This is a genomic window from Pseudonocardia xinjiangensis, assembly GCF_012911925.1.
GTDB classification, from domain to species: Bacteria; Actinomycetota; Actinomycetes; order Mycobacteriales; family Pseudonocardiaceae; genus Pseudonocardia; species Pseudonocardia xinjiangensis.
Genome location: NZ_JAAXKY010000001.1, coordinates 1 through 18,226, shown reverse-complemented (window position 1 = coordinate 18,226; position 18,226 = coordinate 1). Strand labels below are relative to the sequence as shown.

At 70.4% G+C, this 18,226-nt stretch carries 12 protein-coding genes and 1 pseudogene; 6 read left to right on the top strand and 7 right to left on the bottom strand.

Annotated elements, in window-relative coordinates; translation table 11 throughout:
- Positions 1 to 590: 590 nt before the first annotated feature.
- Positions 591 to 3,386 carry a Pls/PosA family non-ribosomal peptide synthetase gene (locus HF577_RS00065; protein WP_312858845.1) on the top strand — a complete coding sequence of 932 codons (2,796 nt, stop codon included), beginning with the start codon at positions 591 to 593 and terminating at the stop codon, positions 3,384 to 3,386.
- Positions 3,387 to 3,389: 3 nt separating this feature from the next.
- Here HF577_RS00065 and HF577_RS00060 read toward each other — a convergent pair whose 3' ends face one another.
- Complete coding sequence (locus HF577_RS00060; protein WP_169393613.1) at positions 3,390 to 3,755, bottom strand: ArsR/SmtB family transcription factor; 366 nt, start codon at positions 3,753 to 3,755, stop codon at positions 3,390 to 3,392.
- Between the two features lie 38 nt (positions 3,756 to 3,793).
- On the opposite strand from HF577_RS00060, the gene HF577_RS00055 reads away from it, so the two are divergent.
- Positions 3,794 to 4,846 carry a cation diffusion facilitator family transporter gene (locus HF577_RS00055; RefSeq protein WP_169393612.1) on the top strand — a complete coding sequence of 351 codons (1,053 nt, stop codon included), beginning with the start codon at positions 3,794 to 3,796 and terminating at the stop codon, positions 4,844 to 4,846.
- 287 nt (positions 4,847 to 5,133) lie between these two features.
- Positions 5,134 to 6,066, top strand: a complete 933-nt coding sequence (locus HF577_RS00050; protein ID WP_169393611.1) for a LysR family transcriptional regulator — start codon at positions 5,134 to 5,136, stop codon at positions 6,064 to 6,066.
- A gap of 24 nt (positions 6,067 to 6,090) precedes the next feature.
- On the opposite strand, the gene HF577_RS00045 is transcribed toward HF577_RS00050, so the two are convergent.
- A complete protein-coding gene (locus HF577_RS00045; protein WP_169393610.1) occupies positions 6,091 to 7,722 on the bottom strand; it encodes a FadD7 family fatty acid--CoA ligase in 1,632 nt (543 codons plus the stop codon).
- Between the two features lie 232 nt (positions 7,723 to 7,954).
- Between HF577_RS00045 and oxc the strand changes: the two genes are divergently transcribed.
- Together oxc and HF577_RS00035 are read left to right on the top strand one after the other, a co-directional pair.
- Positions 7,955 to 9,694, top strand: coding sequence for an oxalyl-CoA decarboxylase (oxc, locus tag HF577_RS00040; protein ID WP_169393609.1), 1,740 nt, complete (start codon positions 7,955 to 7,957; stop codon positions 9,692 to 9,694).
- A gap of 210 nt (positions 9,695 to 9,904) precedes the next feature.
- The gene (locus tag HF577_RS00035; RefSeq protein WP_169393608.1) at positions 9,905 to 11,074 is read left to right on the top strand and encodes an acyl-CoA dehydrogenase family protein; all 1,170 of its coding nucleotides are present in this window, start codon (positions 9,905 to 9,907) and stop codon (positions 11,072 to 11,074) included.
- Here HF577_RS00035 and HF577_RS00030 read toward each other — a convergent pair.
- From HF577_RS00030 to HF577_RS00010, 5 genes are all read right to left on the bottom strand, one after another.
- Entirely contained in the window at positions 11,038 to 11,748 is a 711-nt protein-coding gene (locus HF577_RS00030) for a response regulator (RefSeq protein WP_169393607.1), read from the bottom strand. The genes HF577_RS00035 and HF577_RS00030 overlap by 37 nt on opposite strands.
- Positions 11,745 to 13,190 (bottom strand): sensor histidine kinase, encoded by a 1,446-nt coding sequence (locus tag HF577_RS00025; protein ID WP_211173573.1) that lies wholly within the window; start codon positions 13,188 to 13,190, stop codon positions 11,745 to 11,747. Before HF577_RS00025 ends, HF577_RS00030 begins: the two co-directional genes overlap by 4 nt.
- A gap of 54 nt (positions 13,191 to 13,244) precedes the next feature.
- Positions 13,245 to 15,248, bottom strand: a complete 2,004-nt coding sequence (locus tag HF577_RS00020; RefSeq protein WP_169393606.1) for a serine hydrolase domain-containing protein — start codon at positions 15,246 to 15,248, stop codon at positions 13,245 to 13,247.
- A gap of 366 nt (positions 15,249 to 15,614) precedes the next feature.
- A complete protein-coding gene (locus tag HF577_RS00015; RefSeq protein ID WP_169393605.1) occupies positions 15,615 to 16,952 on the bottom strand; it encodes an MFS transporter in 1,338 nt (445 codons plus the stop codon).
- 144 nt (positions 16,953 to 17,096) lie between these two features.
- Positions 17,097 to 17,741 carry a TetR/AcrR family transcriptional regulator gene (locus tag HF577_RS00010; RefSeq protein ID WP_169393604.1) on the bottom strand — a complete coding sequence of 215 codons (645 nt, stop codon included), beginning with the start codon at positions 17,739 to 17,741 and terminating at the stop codon, positions 17,097 to 17,099.
- A gap of 132 nt (positions 17,742 to 17,873) precedes the next feature.
- Here HF577_RS00010 and HF577_RS00005 point away from each other — a divergent pair.
- Positions 17,874 to 18,226: pseudogene (locus HF577_RS00005) on the top strand (shikimate dehydrogenase); the annotation flags it as partial.

Here is an 18,226-nt window from a genome sequence, read left to right as displayed (position 1 = left end):
CCCGGAACGGGCGTCGCCCCAGGTGCCCGTCGTACGACGCGGTGGCGACGGCCGACACTCCCGTCCGGGCAAAGCCGATCAGGTGGCCGTGCAGCAGCCCTTGCGTCACCCGGAAAGAGTAGACAACACCGTAACGCAGCGTCGAGGTGCTTCAGCCCCGCCTCCGGCGCCGGTCCTCGCCGGGCGGCGTCCCGGTGCGCCCGGCGCAGCTGCTGGTGCGCCGGCCGGACTGCTCACGCTTCGCGATCGCGGCCCTGCCGTGTGTTCACATTCATGCGCCTCGCCCGGTATTCGGGAACCAAACGACGTAGGAGCGCCGGGCATTCGGACCAAGAATCCGCGCCCCTTTGCGGGGTGGTTGCCCGGACCTGCCCCCGATGTGGTCGGCAAACGTTTTTTTACTCTGCCAACCGCTCTTGACACCTCGGCAGAACGGGCGACTAGTCTGCCTTGTCGGGGATCGAGTCCACGATTCGTCGGCTCCGTAAATGTTGCCCCGGACACGGATTGCTCACGACCTCTCACCCCCTGCTACCTCGTCCTGCGTGACATGAATGAAGAGCACGGACCAGGCTCCACTGGATGGCCCAGTGGACGTGCTGCCCCATGTCTCGTGTGCATTCGGACTCGTGCGGAAATCTGGAGAATTATTGATGGTTGATCTGGTTGACGCGGCGGTCGTAGAGGGGGAGTGCGCTGGCCCGACGACCGTTGTCGAGGAGATTTTCGCCGAGGTCCTGGCAGGCCTCGTGGGCGGTTCGAAGGTCTCGGTGGAGGACCATTTCTTCGACGACCTCGGTGCCGATTCGATGGTGATGGCACGCTTCTGTGCAAAGGTGCGGAAGCGAGCGGACATCACGTCCGTCTCGATGGCAGATGTCTATCGGTATCCGACGGTCAGGGCGCTTGCCGGGGCGCTCGCGGCGCCTCCGTCCACTTCCCTCGAGAAGGCCTTCGGACAGATTCTGGCCGACCTCGTGGATGTGCCGCAGGTGGCGGCGGACAGCCACTTCTTCGATGATCTGGGTGCGGACTCGATGGTGATGGCCCAGTTCTGCGCGAAAGTCCGGAAGCGACCCGATCTCCCGTCCGTCTCGATGCAGGACATCTACCGGAGCCCCACCATCCGGGGCCTCGCGACCGCGCTCGTGGAACCGGCACCCGTTCCGGCCGAGGTGGTGGCAACGGCGCCCGTCCCGCAGGTGCAGCCGGTCGGCCGGATGCAGTACGTGCTGTGCGGAGTGCTCCAACTCCTGGTCTTCCTCGGATTTGCCTATCTCTCCGGACTCATCCTCGAGCGCGGCTTCGAGTGGATCTCCGCAGGTTCCGGCCTCGTCGACATCTATCTGCGGTCCGTGCTGTTCGGAGTCGTCGGCTTCGTGGCTCTGTGCCTACTTCCGATTCTGGCGAAGTGGGTGCTCATCGGTCGGTGGCGGCCCCGGCAGATCCGCATCTGGAGTCCGGGGTACGTGCGCTTCTGGCTCGTCAAGTCGCTGGTGCGGTCGAATCCGCTGCTGCTGGTCGCGGGTGGCCGGTCGCGCACGAGCTCGAGTTCGCCGCTTCACGTGCTCTACCTGAGGGCGCTCGGCGCACGTGTCGGACGAGGGGTGGCCATCTTCTCCCGAAACGTGCCGGTATGCACCGACCTGCTCACCATCGGGGACGGCACGGTGATCCGGAAGGACTCGTTCTTCAACTGCTATCGCGCCCAGGCCGGACTGATCCAGACCGGTACGGTGACTCTCGGTCAGAACGTTTTCGTCGGCGAGGCGACGGTTGTCGACATCGACACCTCGATGGGTGACGAATCCCAGTTGGGTCATTCTTCGTCGCTGCACTCCGGTCAGGCCGTGCCCGGCGGCGAGCACTGGCACGGCACGCCCGCGCGGCGGACGGACGTGGACTACGAGTCCGTCGAGCCCGCCGGCTGCGGCACCCTGAGGAGGGTCGTCTACCCCGCCCTGCAACTGCTGGGAGTGCTGGTCGTCGGTCTGCCGCTGCTCCTCGGTGGCGTCTCCATGCTGCTCCTGGAGTTTCCGAAGCTGGCCGCACTCCTGGATCCGCGGTCGTTGGGCATGGCGAACCCGATCTTCTACCTCGACGCGCTGATCGCCTCTGTCGTGCTCTTCTTCGGCTCGTCACTCGTAGCTCTCCTCGTCATGGTCACCGTGCCCCGCGTCCTGAACCGCCTGATCGAGCCGGACCAGGTCTACCGTCTGTACGGCATTCACTACTGGGTCCATCACGCGATCTCGCGCATGACGAACCTGCGGTTCTTCACCATCCTCTTCGGCGACAGCTCCTATATCGTCAACTATCTGGGCCGCCTCGGGCACGACCTTTCACAGGTCGAGCAGACCGGGTCGAACTTCGGTCTGGAGGTGAAGCACGAGTCCCCGTACCTGAGCTCGGTCGGTAGCGGGACAATGGTTGCCGACGGGCTGTCGATCATGAATGCGGAGTTCTCGAGCACATCTTTTCGGGTGTCCCGTGCGTCGATCGGGGCGCACAACTTTCTCGGCAACAGGATTGCTTACCCGGCGCAGGGCCGGACGGGTGACAACTGTCTTCTCGCGACGAAGGTCATGGTTCCGCTGGACGGTCGGATCAGAGAGGGTGTCGGACTTCTGGGTTCGCCGAGCTTCGAGATTCCGAGATCGGTCCGGCGGGATGTCGGATTCGACCTCGAGAGCCGCGACGAGTTGCACCGCCGCCTCGCCGCGAAGAACCGGCACAACATCGTCACGATGGTCCTGTTCCTCCTGGCGGGCTGGGTCTTCTTTCTCGGTGTCACGCTCATCGCCATGGCCGGGGTGGACCTCTACAAGAGTTTCGGTGCGACCGCGATCGCCGCAGCCACGACGCTCATCGTTGTATTCACCGTCGCCTACTTCGTGCTGATTGCCCGGGCGGTCACGTCATTGCAGACCTTGCGGCCGGCGGGCTGCTCGATCTATGACGTCGACTTCTGGCGGCACGAGCGGTTCTGGAAACTCTCCGTGACGGCGAATTTCCCGATCTTCAACGGCACCCCGTTCAAGAGTGTGATCTGGCGGCTGCTGGGCATGCGGGTCGGGAAGCGGCTGTTCGATGACGGGTGCGAGATCGTGGAGAAGACGATGGTGACAATCGGTGACGACGTCATCCTCAATGCCGGTTCGGTCATCCAATGCCACTCCCAGGAGGACGGCGCCTTCAAGTCCGACCGCGTCACGATCGGTTCCGGGGTCACGCTCGGGGTCGGCGCCTTCGTCCACTACGGCACGACTGTCGGTGACGGTTCGGTGCTCGAGCCCGACTCCTTCCTCATGAAGGGCGAGGAAGTGCCACCACGCACCCGGTGGGCGGGCAATCCCGCGATGGAGGTCGGACCCGTCGGGGACTAGGAATCACCCTTCCGCGCTGTGGTGCGGGATCTGGTGCACGAGATGCCCGGCGAACTGGTAGGCCTCCTCGACGAGCGCGTGCAGATGGTCACTGGTGAGGCGGTAGACCATCCGGCGTCCCTCGCGGCGGGCCTGGACCAGGCCGGCCAGGCGTAGCCGCCCCAGATGCTGGGAGACCGACGAGCGGGACGCCGGGACCTGGGCGGTGAGGCCGGTGACGTCCTGCTCGCCGCCGGCGAGCAACCGCAGCAGGTGCAGGCGGGTGGGGTCGGCCAGATGTCCCAGCACCTCCGCGGCCAGCACGAGCTGATCGCCCACCACGGGCGGCTGCAGGCGGTTGGCATCTGCCAGTTCATCGTGCGCGCGCATGGTTGCATAATGGCGGGAAGTCCGGGATCGTCACAACCGTGAGCGACAACCACCACTCGGGAGCCGTCGGGCACGGGCACGCGAATGGCCTGCGAGGGTGGGCCCGGTCCGTGTTCCGGCCCCACAGCCACGACGCGGCGGACTCCGTGGATGCGGCGCTGCAGGCGGACGAGGCAGGCATCCGCGCGGTGAAGATCAGCCTGGTCGCCCTGGGGATCACCGCCGCGGCGCAGGCGGCGGTGGTGGTGCTGACCGGGTCCGTGGCGTTGCTCGCCGACACCGTCCACAACTTCTCCGACGCGCTCACCGCGGTGCCGCTGTGGATCGCGTTCGTGCTCGGCAGGCGGGCGGCGTCCCGGCGCTACACCTACGGCTTCGGGCGCGCCGAGGACCTGGCCGGGGTGTTCATCGTGGCGATGATCGCGCTGTCCGCGGTGGTGGCCGGGTACGAGGCGGTCCGCAGGCTGCTGGACCCCCAGCCGGTCACGCACATCGGCGTGCTGATCGCCGCCGGGCTCGTCGGGTTCGCCGGCAACGAGCTGGTGGCGGTCTACCGGATCCGCGTCGGGCGCCGGATCGGGTCGGCGGCCCTGGTGGCCGACGGCCTGCATGCCCGCACCGACGGATTCACCTCCCTCGCCGTGGTCGCCGGTGCGCTCGGGGTGCTGGCCGGGTTCCCGCTGGCCGACCCGATCGTCGGGCTGCTGATCACGGCCGCGATCCTGGTGGTGCTCAAGGGGGCGGCGGTGCAGATCTACCGCCGCCTCATGGATGCCGTCGACCCCGAGCTCGTGGACACCGCCGAGGCCACCCTGCGGGCCGTGCCCGGCGTCGTGGACGTCCAGGAGCTCCGGCTGCGCTGGATCGGGCACCGCGTCCGCGCCGAGACCGGCATCGTGGTCGACCCGCGCCTGGGCATCGTGGAGGCCCACGACATAGCCACCACCGCCGAGCACAGTCTCCTGCACGGGGTGCCCCGCCTGGTGGCGGCCACGGTCCACGTGAGCCCGCGCGACACCGGCGACCGCGACCACCACGCCGTGCTCGCCCACCATCCCACCGCGCTGGAGGCAGGGGCGATCTCCGGATAGGGGCCCGGAGGGGCTCGGCCTACCCGTGACGGCGCCGTGCGGCTCGTGCCGTCAGACCGCCGAGGACGGCCTCCACCCCAGCGGGTTCCTCCTCCGCTACCGGACGCCGTGGGCCCGGCAGCGGACCGGTCCGGCCGGCCGCCCGGCGGTCTCTCCACCGGAACGGAGCGCCGGGCGGAGGCGGTGACACCGTCGGCCGGCACCCACAGGATGATGGGAGGAGTCGCCGGAGCGACCGAACCGAGCGGCCGGGTCCGACGCGGTGCCCAGGCAGAGAGGAGTCGCTCGTGCTGTTCCGCCAGCTGGAGTACTTCGTGGCAGTAGCCAGGGAGAGGCACTTCGCGCGGGCGGCGGAAGCCTGTTACGTCTCGCAGCCCGCGCTCTCGGCGGCGATCGCCAAGCTGGAGCGGGAGCTCAACGTCACGCTGATCAACCGCGGGCACAACTACGAGGGCCTCACCCCGGAGGGCGAACGCCTCGTCGTGTGGGCGAAGCGGATCCTCGCCGAGCAGGACGCGTTCAAGGCCGAGGTGGCCGCCGTCCAGTCCGGCATCACCGGGACGCTGCGGCTGGGAACGGAACCCACGGCATCCACCACCCTGGCGATCCCCGTGGCCGCGTTCTGCTCGGCGCACCCGCTGGCGAAGGTGCAGGTCAGCTCGCGACTGTCCACGGCGGACCTGCACCGCCAGCTGCGCGAGTACGAGCTCGACGCCGCGATCGCCCACTTCGCGCCGGACGACCGGGAGAGCCTGCAGGTGGTGCCGCTCTACGAGGAGCGGTACGTGGTGCTGGTGTCGGCCGACCAGCTGGTGTCCCAGACCGACACCATGACGTGGGCGGACGCGGCGCAGCTGCCGCTCGCGTTGCTGACGCCCGACATGAGGAACCGCCAGGTCATTGACAGCGCCTTCGCCGACATCGGGGTCGCGGTCACCCCGCAGGTGGAGACCGACTCGGTGGCGTCGCTGTATGCGCACGTGGGCGCGGGGGAATGGGCGAGCATCGTGCCGCACACGTGGTTGCGGGCCATGCCGGTGATCGGCAGGACGAGGGCCGTCCGCCTGGTCGACCCGGTCGTCAGGGCGCAGGTCTCCGTGGGGATCCACTCGGCCACCCCCGGGTCGGTGGCGGCCCGGGCGTTCGTGAAGGCGGCAACGGGCTTGTCGCTGGCCGAGCTGTTCGACCAGCCGCTGCCGACCGAGCACCGCGTCAGGTGAGACCGGGCCGGCCGGCCGGCCGGGTCAGTGCGCGTACAGGGCGTCCACCGCCCGCCGGTCCAGCCCGCCCTCGGCGGTGTGCGGCAGGGCGGCGACGACCTCGAGCCGGTCGGGTACCTCGAAGGCGGACAGCCGCTGGCGGCAGTACTGCAGGATCTGCTCGGGCCCGACGCCCTCGCCCTCGCGCTCGACCACCACGGCGGCGCCGACCCGGTGCCCGTGGACGGCGTCGGGGATGGCGAACACCGCCGCCTCGGCGACACCGGGGCACCCGGCGAGGATGTCCTCGACGTACTCCGGCGAGATCTTCTCGCCGCCGCGGTTGATGAGGCTCGCGATGCGCCCGGTGAGGAACAGGTAGCCGTCCTCGTCCAGGAAGCCCAGATCGGCGGTGTGGAACCACCCGTCGGGGAAGCTCTGCGCCGTGCCGCCCGGGTCGGCGAGGTAGCCGCGGGTGACGGTGGGACCGTGCACCCACACCTCGCCCTGGGTGCCCGGTGGGCACGGGTGCCCGTGGTCGTCCACGACACGGAGATCCACGCCGGTCGACCGGCCGACCGACCCGTGCTTCAGCGGTCCCTGCTGCGGCAGCGGCTCGCTGGTCACCTGGTGCGCGGACTCGGTCATCCCGTACACGGACAGCAGCGGGGCGCCGAGCGTGCGCTCCAGCGCCCGCTGCGTGGCCGTGTTGAGAGGGGCGCCGCAGCTGCGCACGAACTTCACGGGCACGACCTGCGGGCCCGGGTACTCCACCGCCGACCGGTCCAGGAGGGTCTCGTGGACGGCCGGGACCGCGGTGAACCAGGTGGCGGCCGCGGCCCGCATGTCGTCCCAGAACGTGTCGGCCGAGAACCGCCCCTGCCCGGGCAGCAGCACGCACCCGCCGCTCGCCAGGGAGGCCAGGAGCGCCGCGAACAAGCCGTGGCTGTGGAAGAACGGCATCACCGCGACCGTCGCGTCGTCGGGGCCGAGCTCGTAGGTGGCGCAGATGTCCCGGACGGAGGCCGCCACGTTGGCGTGGGTGAGCGGGACCATCTTGGCCTGGTCGGTGGTGCCCGCGGTGAACAGCACGAGCGCGTCGTCGGCCGAGAGGTCGTGACGAGCCCCACGGACGGGTGGCACCACGGGCCCACCGGTCTCGAGCTCGACCGTCGCGGTCCCGGCCGGGGAGATGTCCACCCGCAGGTTCCAGGACGGGACGTCGGCCTGTGCGACCGGTGCGTCGCCTGCCGCCGGGGGCCCCAGGAGGATCGCCCGCGCCCCCACCGCCCCGATGCGGGCGGACATCTGCGAGGCGGGGAGCGTGGGGTCGATCGGGGCGACCACCAGCCCCGCCCGTGTCGCGCCCAGGAGCGCGACGACGAACTCGGCGGTGTTGGCGCAGACGAGGCCGATGGCGTCGCCGCGGCGCAGCCCCGTGCCGCCGAGCCGGCCGGTCACGTCCTCGACCAGTGCCGCAAGGGCGTGGTAGGACAGGTGTGCCCTGGCCTCGGTGACGACGAGCGCCCGGGCGTGGGGGTGGTCGCGCACCTGCCGGTCGAGGAGGTCGGCGAGGCCTGTGAGCGCCGGGGGCCGGTACCGGTTGGCGTCGCTCACCGACGCCGCCGTCGGAACCGCGATGATCACCACCTCCTCGCGCCAGTTCTGATCAAGCATGCCCCGGCGAGCCTGCGCGGGCGCGGAGCGTGCGTCCAATACGCACCGGCGACCAGCCGATAGCGAGCATCTATCAACCTGCCTCACGACCCGTGGGACATGCAACGATCACCATTTGATAGATGTTGTTTATCGGCTGGTCGTCTTTAGGTCTTGGACGCGAGGACGAACGCTGCGGAAAGTGATCAGGAGCATCCGAACAGGCACAGCCGCCCCAGGAGGACCTCGGACCATGACCGCCCCTTCAGCGCAGGAGACTGCGCCGACCCCCGACGTTCCGGCCGAGCAGACCGACGGGTACCACCTGGTCGTCGACGCGCTCAAGCTCAACGACGTCGAGACCATCTACGGGGTCGTCGGCATCCCGATCACCGACCTGGCCCGGCTCGCGCAGGCGGAGGGCATCCGCTACATCGGCTTCCGGCACGAGAGCAACGCGGGGCACGCCGCGGCGATCGCCGGCTACCTCACCAAGAAGCCGGGCGTATGCCTGACGGTATCCGCGCCGGGCTTCCTCAACGGGCTCGTCGCGCTCGCCAACGCCACCACGAACTGCTTCCCGATGGTGCAGATCTCCGGCTCGAGCGAGCGGCACGTCGTCGACCTCAAGCAGGGTGACTACGAGGAGATGGACCAGCTCGCCGCGGCGCAGCAGTTCTGCAAGGCCGCGTACCGGGTGAGCCGCGTCGAGGACATCGGCCGTGGCATCGCCCGCGCGCTGCGCACCGCGATCTCCGGCCGTCCGGGCGGGGTGTACCTCGACATCCCGGCCGCGGTGCTCGGCTCCATCATGGACGCGGAGGCCGGGGCCAAGACGCTGAGCCGTCTCGTCGACCCCGCGCCGCGCCAGCTGCCCGCGCCCGAGGCCGTGGACCGCGCGATCGAGGTGCTGGCGACCGCCGAGCGGCCGCTGGTGGTGCTGGGCAAGGGCGCCGCGTACGCGCAGGCGGACGACCAGATCCGCGAGTTCATCGAGTCCACCGGCATCCCGTACGTGCCGATGTCGATGGCGAAGGGCCTGCTGCCCGACGACCACCCGCAGTCGGCGGCCACCGCCCGGTCGCTGGCGCTGAAGAAGGCCGACGTCGTGATGCTCGTCGGTGCCCGGCTGAACTGGCTGCTCAACCACGGCCAGGCCCCGCAGTGGAACCCCGACGCGAAGTTCGTCCAGGTGGACATCGAGCCCACGGAGATGGACAGCAACCAGCCCATCGCCGCCCCGCTCGTCGGGGACATCGAGTCCGTGTTCGAGGCGCTCGCCGAGCGGACCAAGCCGGGCCAGATCGCGGCCCCCACCGCATGGCGTGAGGAGCTGGCGGCGCGCTCGGCCCAGAACGTCGCCAAGATGGCGGAGCGCCTCAAGGCCGACAAGCACCCGATGCAGTTCATGGGTGCCCTGAAGGCGATCCGGGACGTCGTTCACGAGCGCCCCGAGACCTACATCGTCAACGAGGGCGCCAACGCGCTGGACCTCGCCCGCAACGTGATCGACATGCATGTGCCGCGCCACCGCCTCGACAGCGGCACCTGGGGCGTCATGGGCATCGGCATGGGCTACGCGATCGCCGCCGCCGTGGAGACCGGCGACCCGGTCGTGGCCGTCGAGGGCGACAGCGCGTTCGGGTTCAGCGGGATGGAGCTGGAGACGATCTGCCGCTACAACCTGCCCGTCGTCACGGTCATCATGAACAACGGTGGTGTCTACCGTGGTGACGACGTCAACCCGCTCGGGGACGCCCCGGCGCCGACGGCCCTGATGATCGAGGCGCGCCACGACAAGATGATCGAGGCGTTCGGCGGCAAGGGCTACCGCGCCACCACGCCCGCCGAGGTCACCGCGGCCCTCACCGAGGCACTGGCCTCGGGTGGCCCGGCGCTCATCGACTGCGTGATCGACCCCTCCGCCGGCACCGAGAGCGGCAACATCGGGCACCTCAACCCGAAGGGCATCGGCCTGACGAAGAAGAAGTAGGCCACTCCCGCCCGGTAGTGCCTACCGGCAGCCCAGCTCCTCGCTCGTGGAGGAGCTGGGCTGCAGCTCGTCGTGGGTGTCCTCCCTCTCGGAAGCGATTCATAAATCTGCATCGCTCCAAATCCCGGTAAAGGTAGCCGAATTATCGTCGGGATGCCTACCGTTTCGGAACGTCCGGGATTACGGTGCTCTGCTATGGGGACCTTGCAGATGCAAACAGCGGCAGAGTCGGCGCCGGGCAATTCGACCATTCTTTCCAGAGCGGCCGAGATCGGGCCGTTGTTGCGGGAGCACGCCGATGAGGTGGAATCCGCCCGCCGCCTGACCAAACCGGTCATCGACGCACTGCGATCGACGGGTGTCTTCCGAATGGCGATGCCCAAGATCTGGGGCGGACCCGAACTCGACATCTTCGAGCAGATCGAGATCATCGAGACCCTGTCGCGAGCCGATGCCTCGGCCGGCTGGTGCGCGATGATCGGATCGGACAGCGGCTACTACAGCGGCTACGTCGACGATGCCACCGCCCGGTCGCTCTACCCGGACCTCGACGCGGTGACCGCCGGCTGGATCTCCCCGGCCGGGACCCTCGAGGTCTGCGAGGGCGGCTACCGGCTGTCGGGTCGATGGTCGTTCGGCAGCGGGTCGACCCATGCCGACGTCATCACCGGCGGTGCCCGGGTGACCGAGAACGGGGTACCTCGAATCACGGCCGACGGTACGCCGGAGTTCCGGATAGCAATGCTCCCCGCGGCCCGGTGGCAGGTGCTCGACACCTGGAACACGACAGGACTGGCCGGCAGCGGCAGTCACGATTACACGATCACCGACGCATTCGTCCCCGCTGAGAACACCTGGTTTCCCGGCGAGACTCATCGCTCCGGAACGCTCTACGCCTGGCGCGGAATGTTCGTGGCCAATGTTGTGGGAGTGCCCGTGGGGGTGGCCCTGGACGCCTGCGAGACGGCCGCCGACATCATCGCCGGAAAAGTGCTGATGCCCCAGATGACTCCGGCCAGCGACGAACCTCGCATGCGATCCGGAATCGCCCGCGCCCGGGCGCTCGTCGGCTCGGCCCGCAGCTACGCGCACGACACCATCGGCTCCTTGTGGACCACCGTGGAGGCCGGCGACGAGCCGACGTTCCAACAGCGAGCCGACCTGGCCGGCTGCTACGTCCACACGGTGTCGACGTGTCGTGACGCGGTTCGGATCCTCGTGGACACCGTGGGCACCGCCGCCATCAGGAAGACGTGCCCGCTCGAGCGACAGCTGCGTGACCTGACCACGCTGGGCCAGCACATCGTGGGTCAGGAGCTGATGCGGGAATGGGCCGGGGGACTCTACTTCGGCCGGAGCCCGTCGATGCCCGTGCTCTGAGGAGCTGTGTGCATGCCGTTCCGGTAGGCCCACACCACCGTCTGCAGCCGGTCCCGGACTCCGATCTTGGTCATGGCCCGCCCGAGGTGGGACTTGACGGTGCTCGTCTCGATGACGAGCTCCTTCGCGATCTCGGCGTTCGACAGCCCCTGGGCGAGCAGCCGCACGATGTCGGTCTCCCGGGCGGTGAGCTGCTGCGCGGCGCCGGTGCCGGTGGGGTGCGCGGGCCGCCGCCGGGCGAACTCGGCGATCACCCTCCGCGTCACGGCCTGGTCGACCAGCCCGTACCCGTTCGCGAGCCGCCGGACGGCGTCGACGAGGTCGTCGGGCTCGGTGTCCTTGAGGATGAACCCGCTCGCACCGGCTTCGAGCGCACCGAAGACGTACTCGTCGAGGTCGAAGGTGGTCACGACGAGCACGGCAGGCGACGACTCCGGCGGCGCGCCGGTGACGACTCCCCGGGTGACGATCTCGCGGGTGGCCGCCAGCCCGTTGCCGCCGGGCATGCGCACTTCCATGCAGACGACGTCGGGGTTCACGCGGCGGGCGAGTGCCACTGCGGTCGGGCCGTCGGACGCCTCGCCCACGACCTCGATGTCACCGGCGAGCTCGAGGATGACCCGGAACCCCGCCCGGACCACGAACTGGTCGTCAGCGAGAACCACCCTGATCATGACGTACCGCCGGTGCTGGTGCCCCAGGCGCGCAGTGCCGCTGCTTCCGGGGTCTCCCGGTCGACCGGAAGTGCCAGCGACACCCGCCACCCGCCGAACGGGGTGGGCCCGGCGTCGAAGGTCGCGCCGATCACCTGTGCCCTCTCCTTCATCCCGACCAGGCCGAACCCTCGATGGCCGCGCGGCGGGGTCGCGGTGTCGCGCGGCGGGCCGGCATCGGTGACGACGTCCAGCGAGACCTCCGACCCGAGGAAGCGGAGCAGGACCCGCGCCGGTGCACCCGGCGCATGGTCCCTGGCGTTCGCCAGTGCCTCCTGCGCGACCCGGTAGAACGTCACGTCGGCGATCGGCGGCAGCTCCCGCCGGTCGCCCTCCTGCACGAACTCGACCGGCGTCCCGAGCTCACGCGCCGTCCCCAGCAGGCGATCGAGGACCGCGAGGCCGGGCACCGGGGCTCCGCCGTCCTCCAGGACACCGGCGTCACCACGGGCGTCGCCCTGCCCGGGTTCGCGGAGGGTGCCGACGACGAGGCGCAGGTTGTGCAGTGTCTCCTTGCCCTGCGCCCGGATCCACGCTGCCGCGTCCTTCGCCGCCTGCGGGTCGCGGTCGATGAGCCGTTCGACCACCGCCGTCTGGACGACCATGCCGGAGAGGTGGTGAGCGGCGATGTCGTGCAGCTCCCGGGCCATCCGGGACCGCTCCAGCCCGATGGCGGCGTCCGCTCTCGCCCGCTGCGACTCGATCGCCTCCGCGGCCCGGACCCGCAGCAGCTCGACGTACTGCCGGCGCGTGGCGGCGTACGCCCCGACGACCGCCGCCGCGGCGTAGGTGAGCACGCTCGAGACCAGCTGGCCGATCGCCAGCCACACCGCCGACGTCCACGACGCGTCCGGTGCCTGCCCGCCGAGCTGGGCTGCCATGGTCAGGCCGGGGACGAAGTGCGTCACCACGAACCCGGCGGTCTCGAACACCGCGACGCCGGTGACGACCCGGACCGCCCGGCGAACCGGCAGCAGGACACCACAGGTGTACGCGGCGACGAACGGTGCGAAGCCGCGGACGGCGCCTTCGACCGGGAGCACGGCGATCAGCGCCACCTGCAGCACCGCCACCACGGCGAGGCAGAGCACGGGGTTCACGCGCCGGATGCACAACAGGAGCGCCTGCGCGGTCATGACGACGAACACCGCGGCCATGTGGAACGGCCCGAAGCCCAGGCTCTCCATCTCCCCGGAGTCGGCGAACAGCACCAGCAACAGGACGGCCGAGGCCAGGACCACCGCCACCGCCAGCGCGCAGTCCCGCTGGAAGCTGCTGGTCAGCCCCACCCTCGTGAGCCGGTCGTCGACCCATGCCGAGAACCTGTCCGGCCAGCCGTTCGCCATGTCGGACTCGACGAGAGCAGGGACATCCGGGCGGGGGCCGCCGCCGTGCGAGGTCATGCGATCACCGGATCTTCGTGAATCGGAGAGTGTGGACGATGCCAGACCGGGCCGTCAGTACGACACCGACGGTGAGAGCAGGCCGAAGACCAGCGCGAACCACGAGATCCCGACCAGGGCAGGCAACAGGAACACGCTGCCGAGGACGGTCGCCCGGCCTGCGCGCCGCCGGACGGCGACGACCAGGCCGACCGCGGCCGGGACCACGCCGGCCAGTGCCACCCACTGGGCGGCCTGCAGCGCGTGGATGAGGGGCGCCGGCAGGTCCTGCAGGCCCGAGATGGTGACGATGACGACCGCCCACCCGGCGAGGGCGAGCACGCCTGCGGCCGCGGCGACCCGGGTCAGGATGCGCGCCGTGCGGCCCACCCGGCCGAGGGACGCGGGTGCGGGCAGGGAGTGGCGACGGCGGACGATCGCGCCGATCGGCCAGGTCAGCAGGCTGATGAGCAGCACTGCGGCCGACGCCAGGAGCACCGGCACGGCGATCCCCGCGTCGCGGGCCGCCCCGGTGGGCAGGAGCGTGAACGCCGCGGCGACGTTGATCGCCTCGACCCGGTCGCCTGCCGCGCGCATCGTCACGATCCGCCGGCCGCCGACCTCCTGCCAGACCCAGGGCCGGATCTCCTCGTAGAGCGCCGGGTACAGGCTCAGCGGCCCCGGCTCGATGAGCACGGTCCCGTCCCCACGCGCCGTCACCCGGGTCTGACCGGTGACGGTCAGCGCGGAGAGGAAGGTGCTGAACGGTGCCCGTGCGTTCTCGTAGGTGCCGGCGGCCATCGCGGCGTGGCTCGTGGCCGTCGCCGTCCTGGGTGCGGCGGCCGCCGCCGCTGCGGGGAAGTACCGTTCGGCGAACCCGTCGAGCAGGGACTGCCGCAGGTCGAGGGTGTCGGTCGCACCGCGGCCGGTGCTGTTGAGCGTGACGAAGACCCCGGTCCGGTCGTCCGGATAGATCTGCAGGTGGGAGTGGAAGTACTGGGTGTCGCCGCCGTGGCCGACGATGCGGTGACCGTTGCGGCTCTCGTCGAAGAGACCCAGCGCCATCCGGGGGCCGTCGGCCAGGGTGCCGAGGGAGGTCGAGTCGAGCGCGGGCTGCCTCATCAGCGCCGCCGTGCCGGGGCGCAGCAGCGTCTGCTCCGGACCGGCCTCGCCGAGGTGCGCCAGCATGAACCGGCCCATGTCGGTGACGGACGCCGTCAGCGCGCCGGCGGGAGCGGGCCCGACGGACTCGAACGGAGCGGCGGGGCCGGAGTCGGTGGCGTAGCCGTGGGAGAGGCGGCTGCGCAGTTCCGGCGGCAACGGCTGCGCGAAGCTCGACGAGGTCATGCCGGCCCGGCCGAGCACGGTGCGCTCGACGTGGTCGTCGAACGGCGTGCCGCTCACGCGCTCGACGATGTAGCCGGCGAGCGCGTAGCCGTAGTTGGAGTACGCAGGCACGGTTCCGGGCTCGAACACCTGGTCCGGAGGCTCGACGGCAACGGTGTCCCGCAGGTTCACCGTGGTCTCGCCGAGCGTGATGATGTTCCCGAGCCGCTCCTCGAAGCCCGCCGTGTGCGAGAGCAGGTGGCGCATCGTGACGGCGCGGTCGAACGTGCGGGGCAGCGGGAAGTCGAGGTACCGGCCGACGTCGGCGTCGAGGTCGATCTTCCCCTGCTCGACCAGCTGCATCACCGCGGTCGCCACGAAGACCTTCGAGACCGACCCGACCCGGAAGAGCGTCCGGTCGGGATCGACCGGACGCGGCGGGGTGCCCTCGGAACCGGAGTCGGCGTAGCCGAACCCGCGGGCGCTGAGTACCTGCCCGTTGTGGACGACGGTCACCGCGGCACCGGCGATGCCGGACCGGTCGAGCGCGGCCGGCACCAGCCCGTCCAGCCAGGCGTCGACGTCCGGCGCGGTCAGCGTCGCGGTGCCGGAGGCCGGGATCGGGGGAGCGGGCGTCGTCGCGGGCGCCGCGGCACCGCAGCCGGCCAGCAGCGCGGCGACGGCACCGGCGGCCGCGAGCGCCGTGGTCCGGGTGCCGCGGGACGAGCGCCGGACCGGGGCATGTGTGGTCACCCGTCCAGCCTGTCGGTCCGACTTCGCTCTCACATCGTGCACAGGTACCCGCTGCGCTTGCGACCTTCGGAGGAGGTCCCCGCCGACCTACCGGATGATGACTCTGGCATTCGAGGCACCCCGCATCCAGGAGGTCGTGGGTTCGCTCAGCCGCAGGTTGCTGATCCCGCCGCGCCGCGGGCCTGTCCTGGCACCGGATCGCCCAGGAGTGCGGCGAGCCGGAGACCTGGGTGCGCCGCCGCGCCGGCCTGTGCTGAGTCCGCGCTGAGTCCGCGCGGTCCCACCCGGCTCGGTCGGCGTGGATGATCGGGCCGACGTGCCCGCTGCCTGAGACGCGCCGGGCCGGGGGCAACCGCCCGGCCCGCCTCAGGCTGCCCGGACCCCCGGCTCGTCCGCCGCTGCCCGCTTCCGGCCGAGCTCGCCCATAGGGGTCCGGTAGGTCTCCCGCGCTGTCGCGGCGGCGAGGGCGGACAGGACGCAGAGGGCCGCGGTGAACACCGCGACCGGAACCCAGCCAGCCGTGCTCCCTCCGGCGAGGCCCGCGGCCACGGTGGGCGCGAAGCCGCCGATCGCGAAGCCGATCTGGGTGCCGATGGCCGTGCCCGACAGGCGGACGTGCGCGGGGAACATCTCCCCGTAGAAGGCCGGCCAGACCCCGTTGGCCGCGCTGTAGACGATTCCGGACAGCAGCACCCCGGCGAGGAACACCAGCAGGTAGGAGCCGGTGGTGATCGACCAGAGGTAGATGGCGGTGAGCACGGCGCTGCCCAGGGCGCCTGCGATGAAGACGGGTTTGCGGCCGACCCGGTCGGCGAGCGAGGCGAGCAGCGGGATCGCGGCCAGTGCCACGACGTTGGCGAGGATCGCCACCCACAGCATCGCGGAGCGGTCCAGCCCGGCGGTGTCGACGGCGAACGACAGGGCGAAGACACCGAAGATCGTGCTCACGGCGGCAACGGTGGCCGCCACGACGACGCGCACGACGTCGGCCCAGTGGTCACGCAGCAGCACCGCGAGCGGAAGTTCGGCGCGCGCGTTCTGCTCGACCTCGGCGTTGAAGACCGGGGTCTCCTCCAGCGTGCGCCGGATGATGTACGCGACGATGACGACGATCGCGGAGAGCCAGAACGGCACCCGCCAGCCCCAGGACAGGAGCATGTCCTCCGGCATGGCGGCGACGGGCAGGAACACCGCGGTGGCGAGGATCGAACCGGCCTGCGTCCCGCTGAGGGTGAAGCTGGTGAAGAACGCGCGCCGGTGCTCCGGTGCGTGTTCGAGGCTCATCGAGTTGGCCCCGGCCTGCTCGCCGCCTGCCGAGATCCCCTGCAACAGCCGCAGGACGACCAGCAGCACCGGGGCGAGGGTGCCGATCTGCCCGTGGTCGGGCAGGCATCCGACGAGGAACGTCGAGACGCCCATCAGCAGGATCGTGAACACCAGCACCCGCTTGCGCCCGAAACGGTCACCGACGTGGCCCAGCACGACCGCACCGACGGGCCGGGCGACGTACCCGACCCCGAACGTGGCCAGCGCCAGCAGCGTGCCGGTGGCAGGTGCCGACGACGGGAAGAAGATCTTCCCGAAGACCAGTGCCGCAGCCGTGCCGTAGATGAAGAAGTCGTAGTACTCGAGCGCGCTGCCGATCCAGGCAGCCAGGGCCGCCTTCCGGGGCTTGCCCGTGGCCGGTGCGGGGTCAGACGTCACGTTGGGCTCCCTGAGGGATGCGTCGCTGCAGGACAGGGGCGGGGGACCGCTATGGACCGAACGGTTATGTACCGTTCAGTGATGTACCGGATGGTGAGTTAGCGTCCCGTACCTGTCAAGGGCTGCGGCGGGAGGAGGCGGGCGTCAGCGCGCGGTGAGGTGGTCCAGCACCACGTCGGCCAGCAGCTTCCGGTAGTGCTCCCGGCGAGCGGGGTCGAGCATGTCCCGCCGGAAGATCGCGCTCCACGTGTGCCGGTTGGCCGTCCGGAAGACGCAGAACGAGCTGATCAGCATGTGCACGTCCAGCGCGTCGACGTCGTCGCGGAACACCCCGGCGGTGCGGCCCCGCTCGAGAATGCTGGTCAGGACGTCGAGCGCGGGGCCGGCCAACCCGTCGAGGGCCGGCGACTTCCTGAGGTGCTCGGCCCGGTGGATGTTCTCGATGCTGACGAGGCGGATGAAGTCCGGGTGGGACTCGTGGTGGTCGAAGGTCAGCTCCGTGAGCTGGCGCAGTGCGGCCTCCGGGGGCAGGTGCTCGACGTCGACCTCCTGCTCGAGCGCGCGGATGCCGGCGTAGGCCCGCTCGAGCACCGCGAGGTAGAGCCCTTCCTTGCTGCCGAAGTAGTAGTAGAGCATCCGCTTCGTCGTGCTGGTCTTGGCGGCGATCTCGTCGACGCGGGCGCCGGTGTAGCCGTGGTCGGCGAACTCGCGGGTGGCGACGTCGAGGATCTCCGCGCGGGTCCGGTCGGCGTCTCGCGTGCGCTCCTGCGACGGGACGGACGATGCCACCACCGAGAGCCCTCCTGGCCGACCGTTGACAGAGCCCTGACTCTAGGCGCAGTTGCCCCTTCCCCGGGACGCGCCCGGCAGGTACAACTAACGAACCAGTACGTTCAGAGAAGGGTCGCTGTGGAGTACACGGTGGGACTGGTCGGAGCGGGAATCGGGCCCTCCCTGAGCCCTGCCCTGCACGAGTGCGAGGCGCGGCAGCTCGGCCTGCGCTACCGCTACGTGCGGATGGACCTCGACGTGTTCGGCGTCCCTCCCGAGCGCGTGGGTGAGGTCCTCGCCCGCGCACGTGCCGAGGGCTTCCGCGGCGTGAACGTCACCCACCCCTGCAAGCAGCACGTACTGGCCCACCTCGACGACATCTCCCCGGACGCCGCCGCGATCGGCGCGGTGAACACCGTCGTGTTCACCGACGGGCGGGCGGTCGGGTTCAACACGGACCGGTCCGGCTTCGCCCGCGGCCTCACCACGGGGCTGCCGGGGGT

Coding starts and splice junctions, on each gene's coding strand:
- HF577_RS00060 (WP_169393613.1), bottom strand. CDS start 3,755: ATGCGCGCGCACGATGAACTGGCAGATGCCAACCGCCTGCAGCCGCCC.
- HF577_RS00045 (WP_169393610.1), bottom strand. CDS start 7,722: ATGCTTGATCAGAACTGGCGCGAGGAGGTGGTGATCATCGCGGTTCCG.
- oxc (WP_169393609.1), top strand. CDS start 7,955: ATGACCGCCCCTTCAGCGCAGGAGACTGCGCCGACCCCCGACGTTCCG.
- HF577_RS00035 (WP_169393608.1), top strand. CDS start 9,905: ATGCAAACAGCGGCAGAGTCGGCGCCGGGCAATTCGACCATTCTTTCC.
- HF577_RS00030 (WP_169393607.1), bottom strand. CDS start 11,748: ATGATCAGGGTGGTTCTCGCTGACGACCAGTTCGTGGTCCGGGCGGGG.
- HF577_RS00025 (WP_211173573.1), bottom strand. CDS start 13,190: ATGACCTCGCACGGCGGCGGCCCCCGCCCGGATGTCCCTGCTCTCGTC.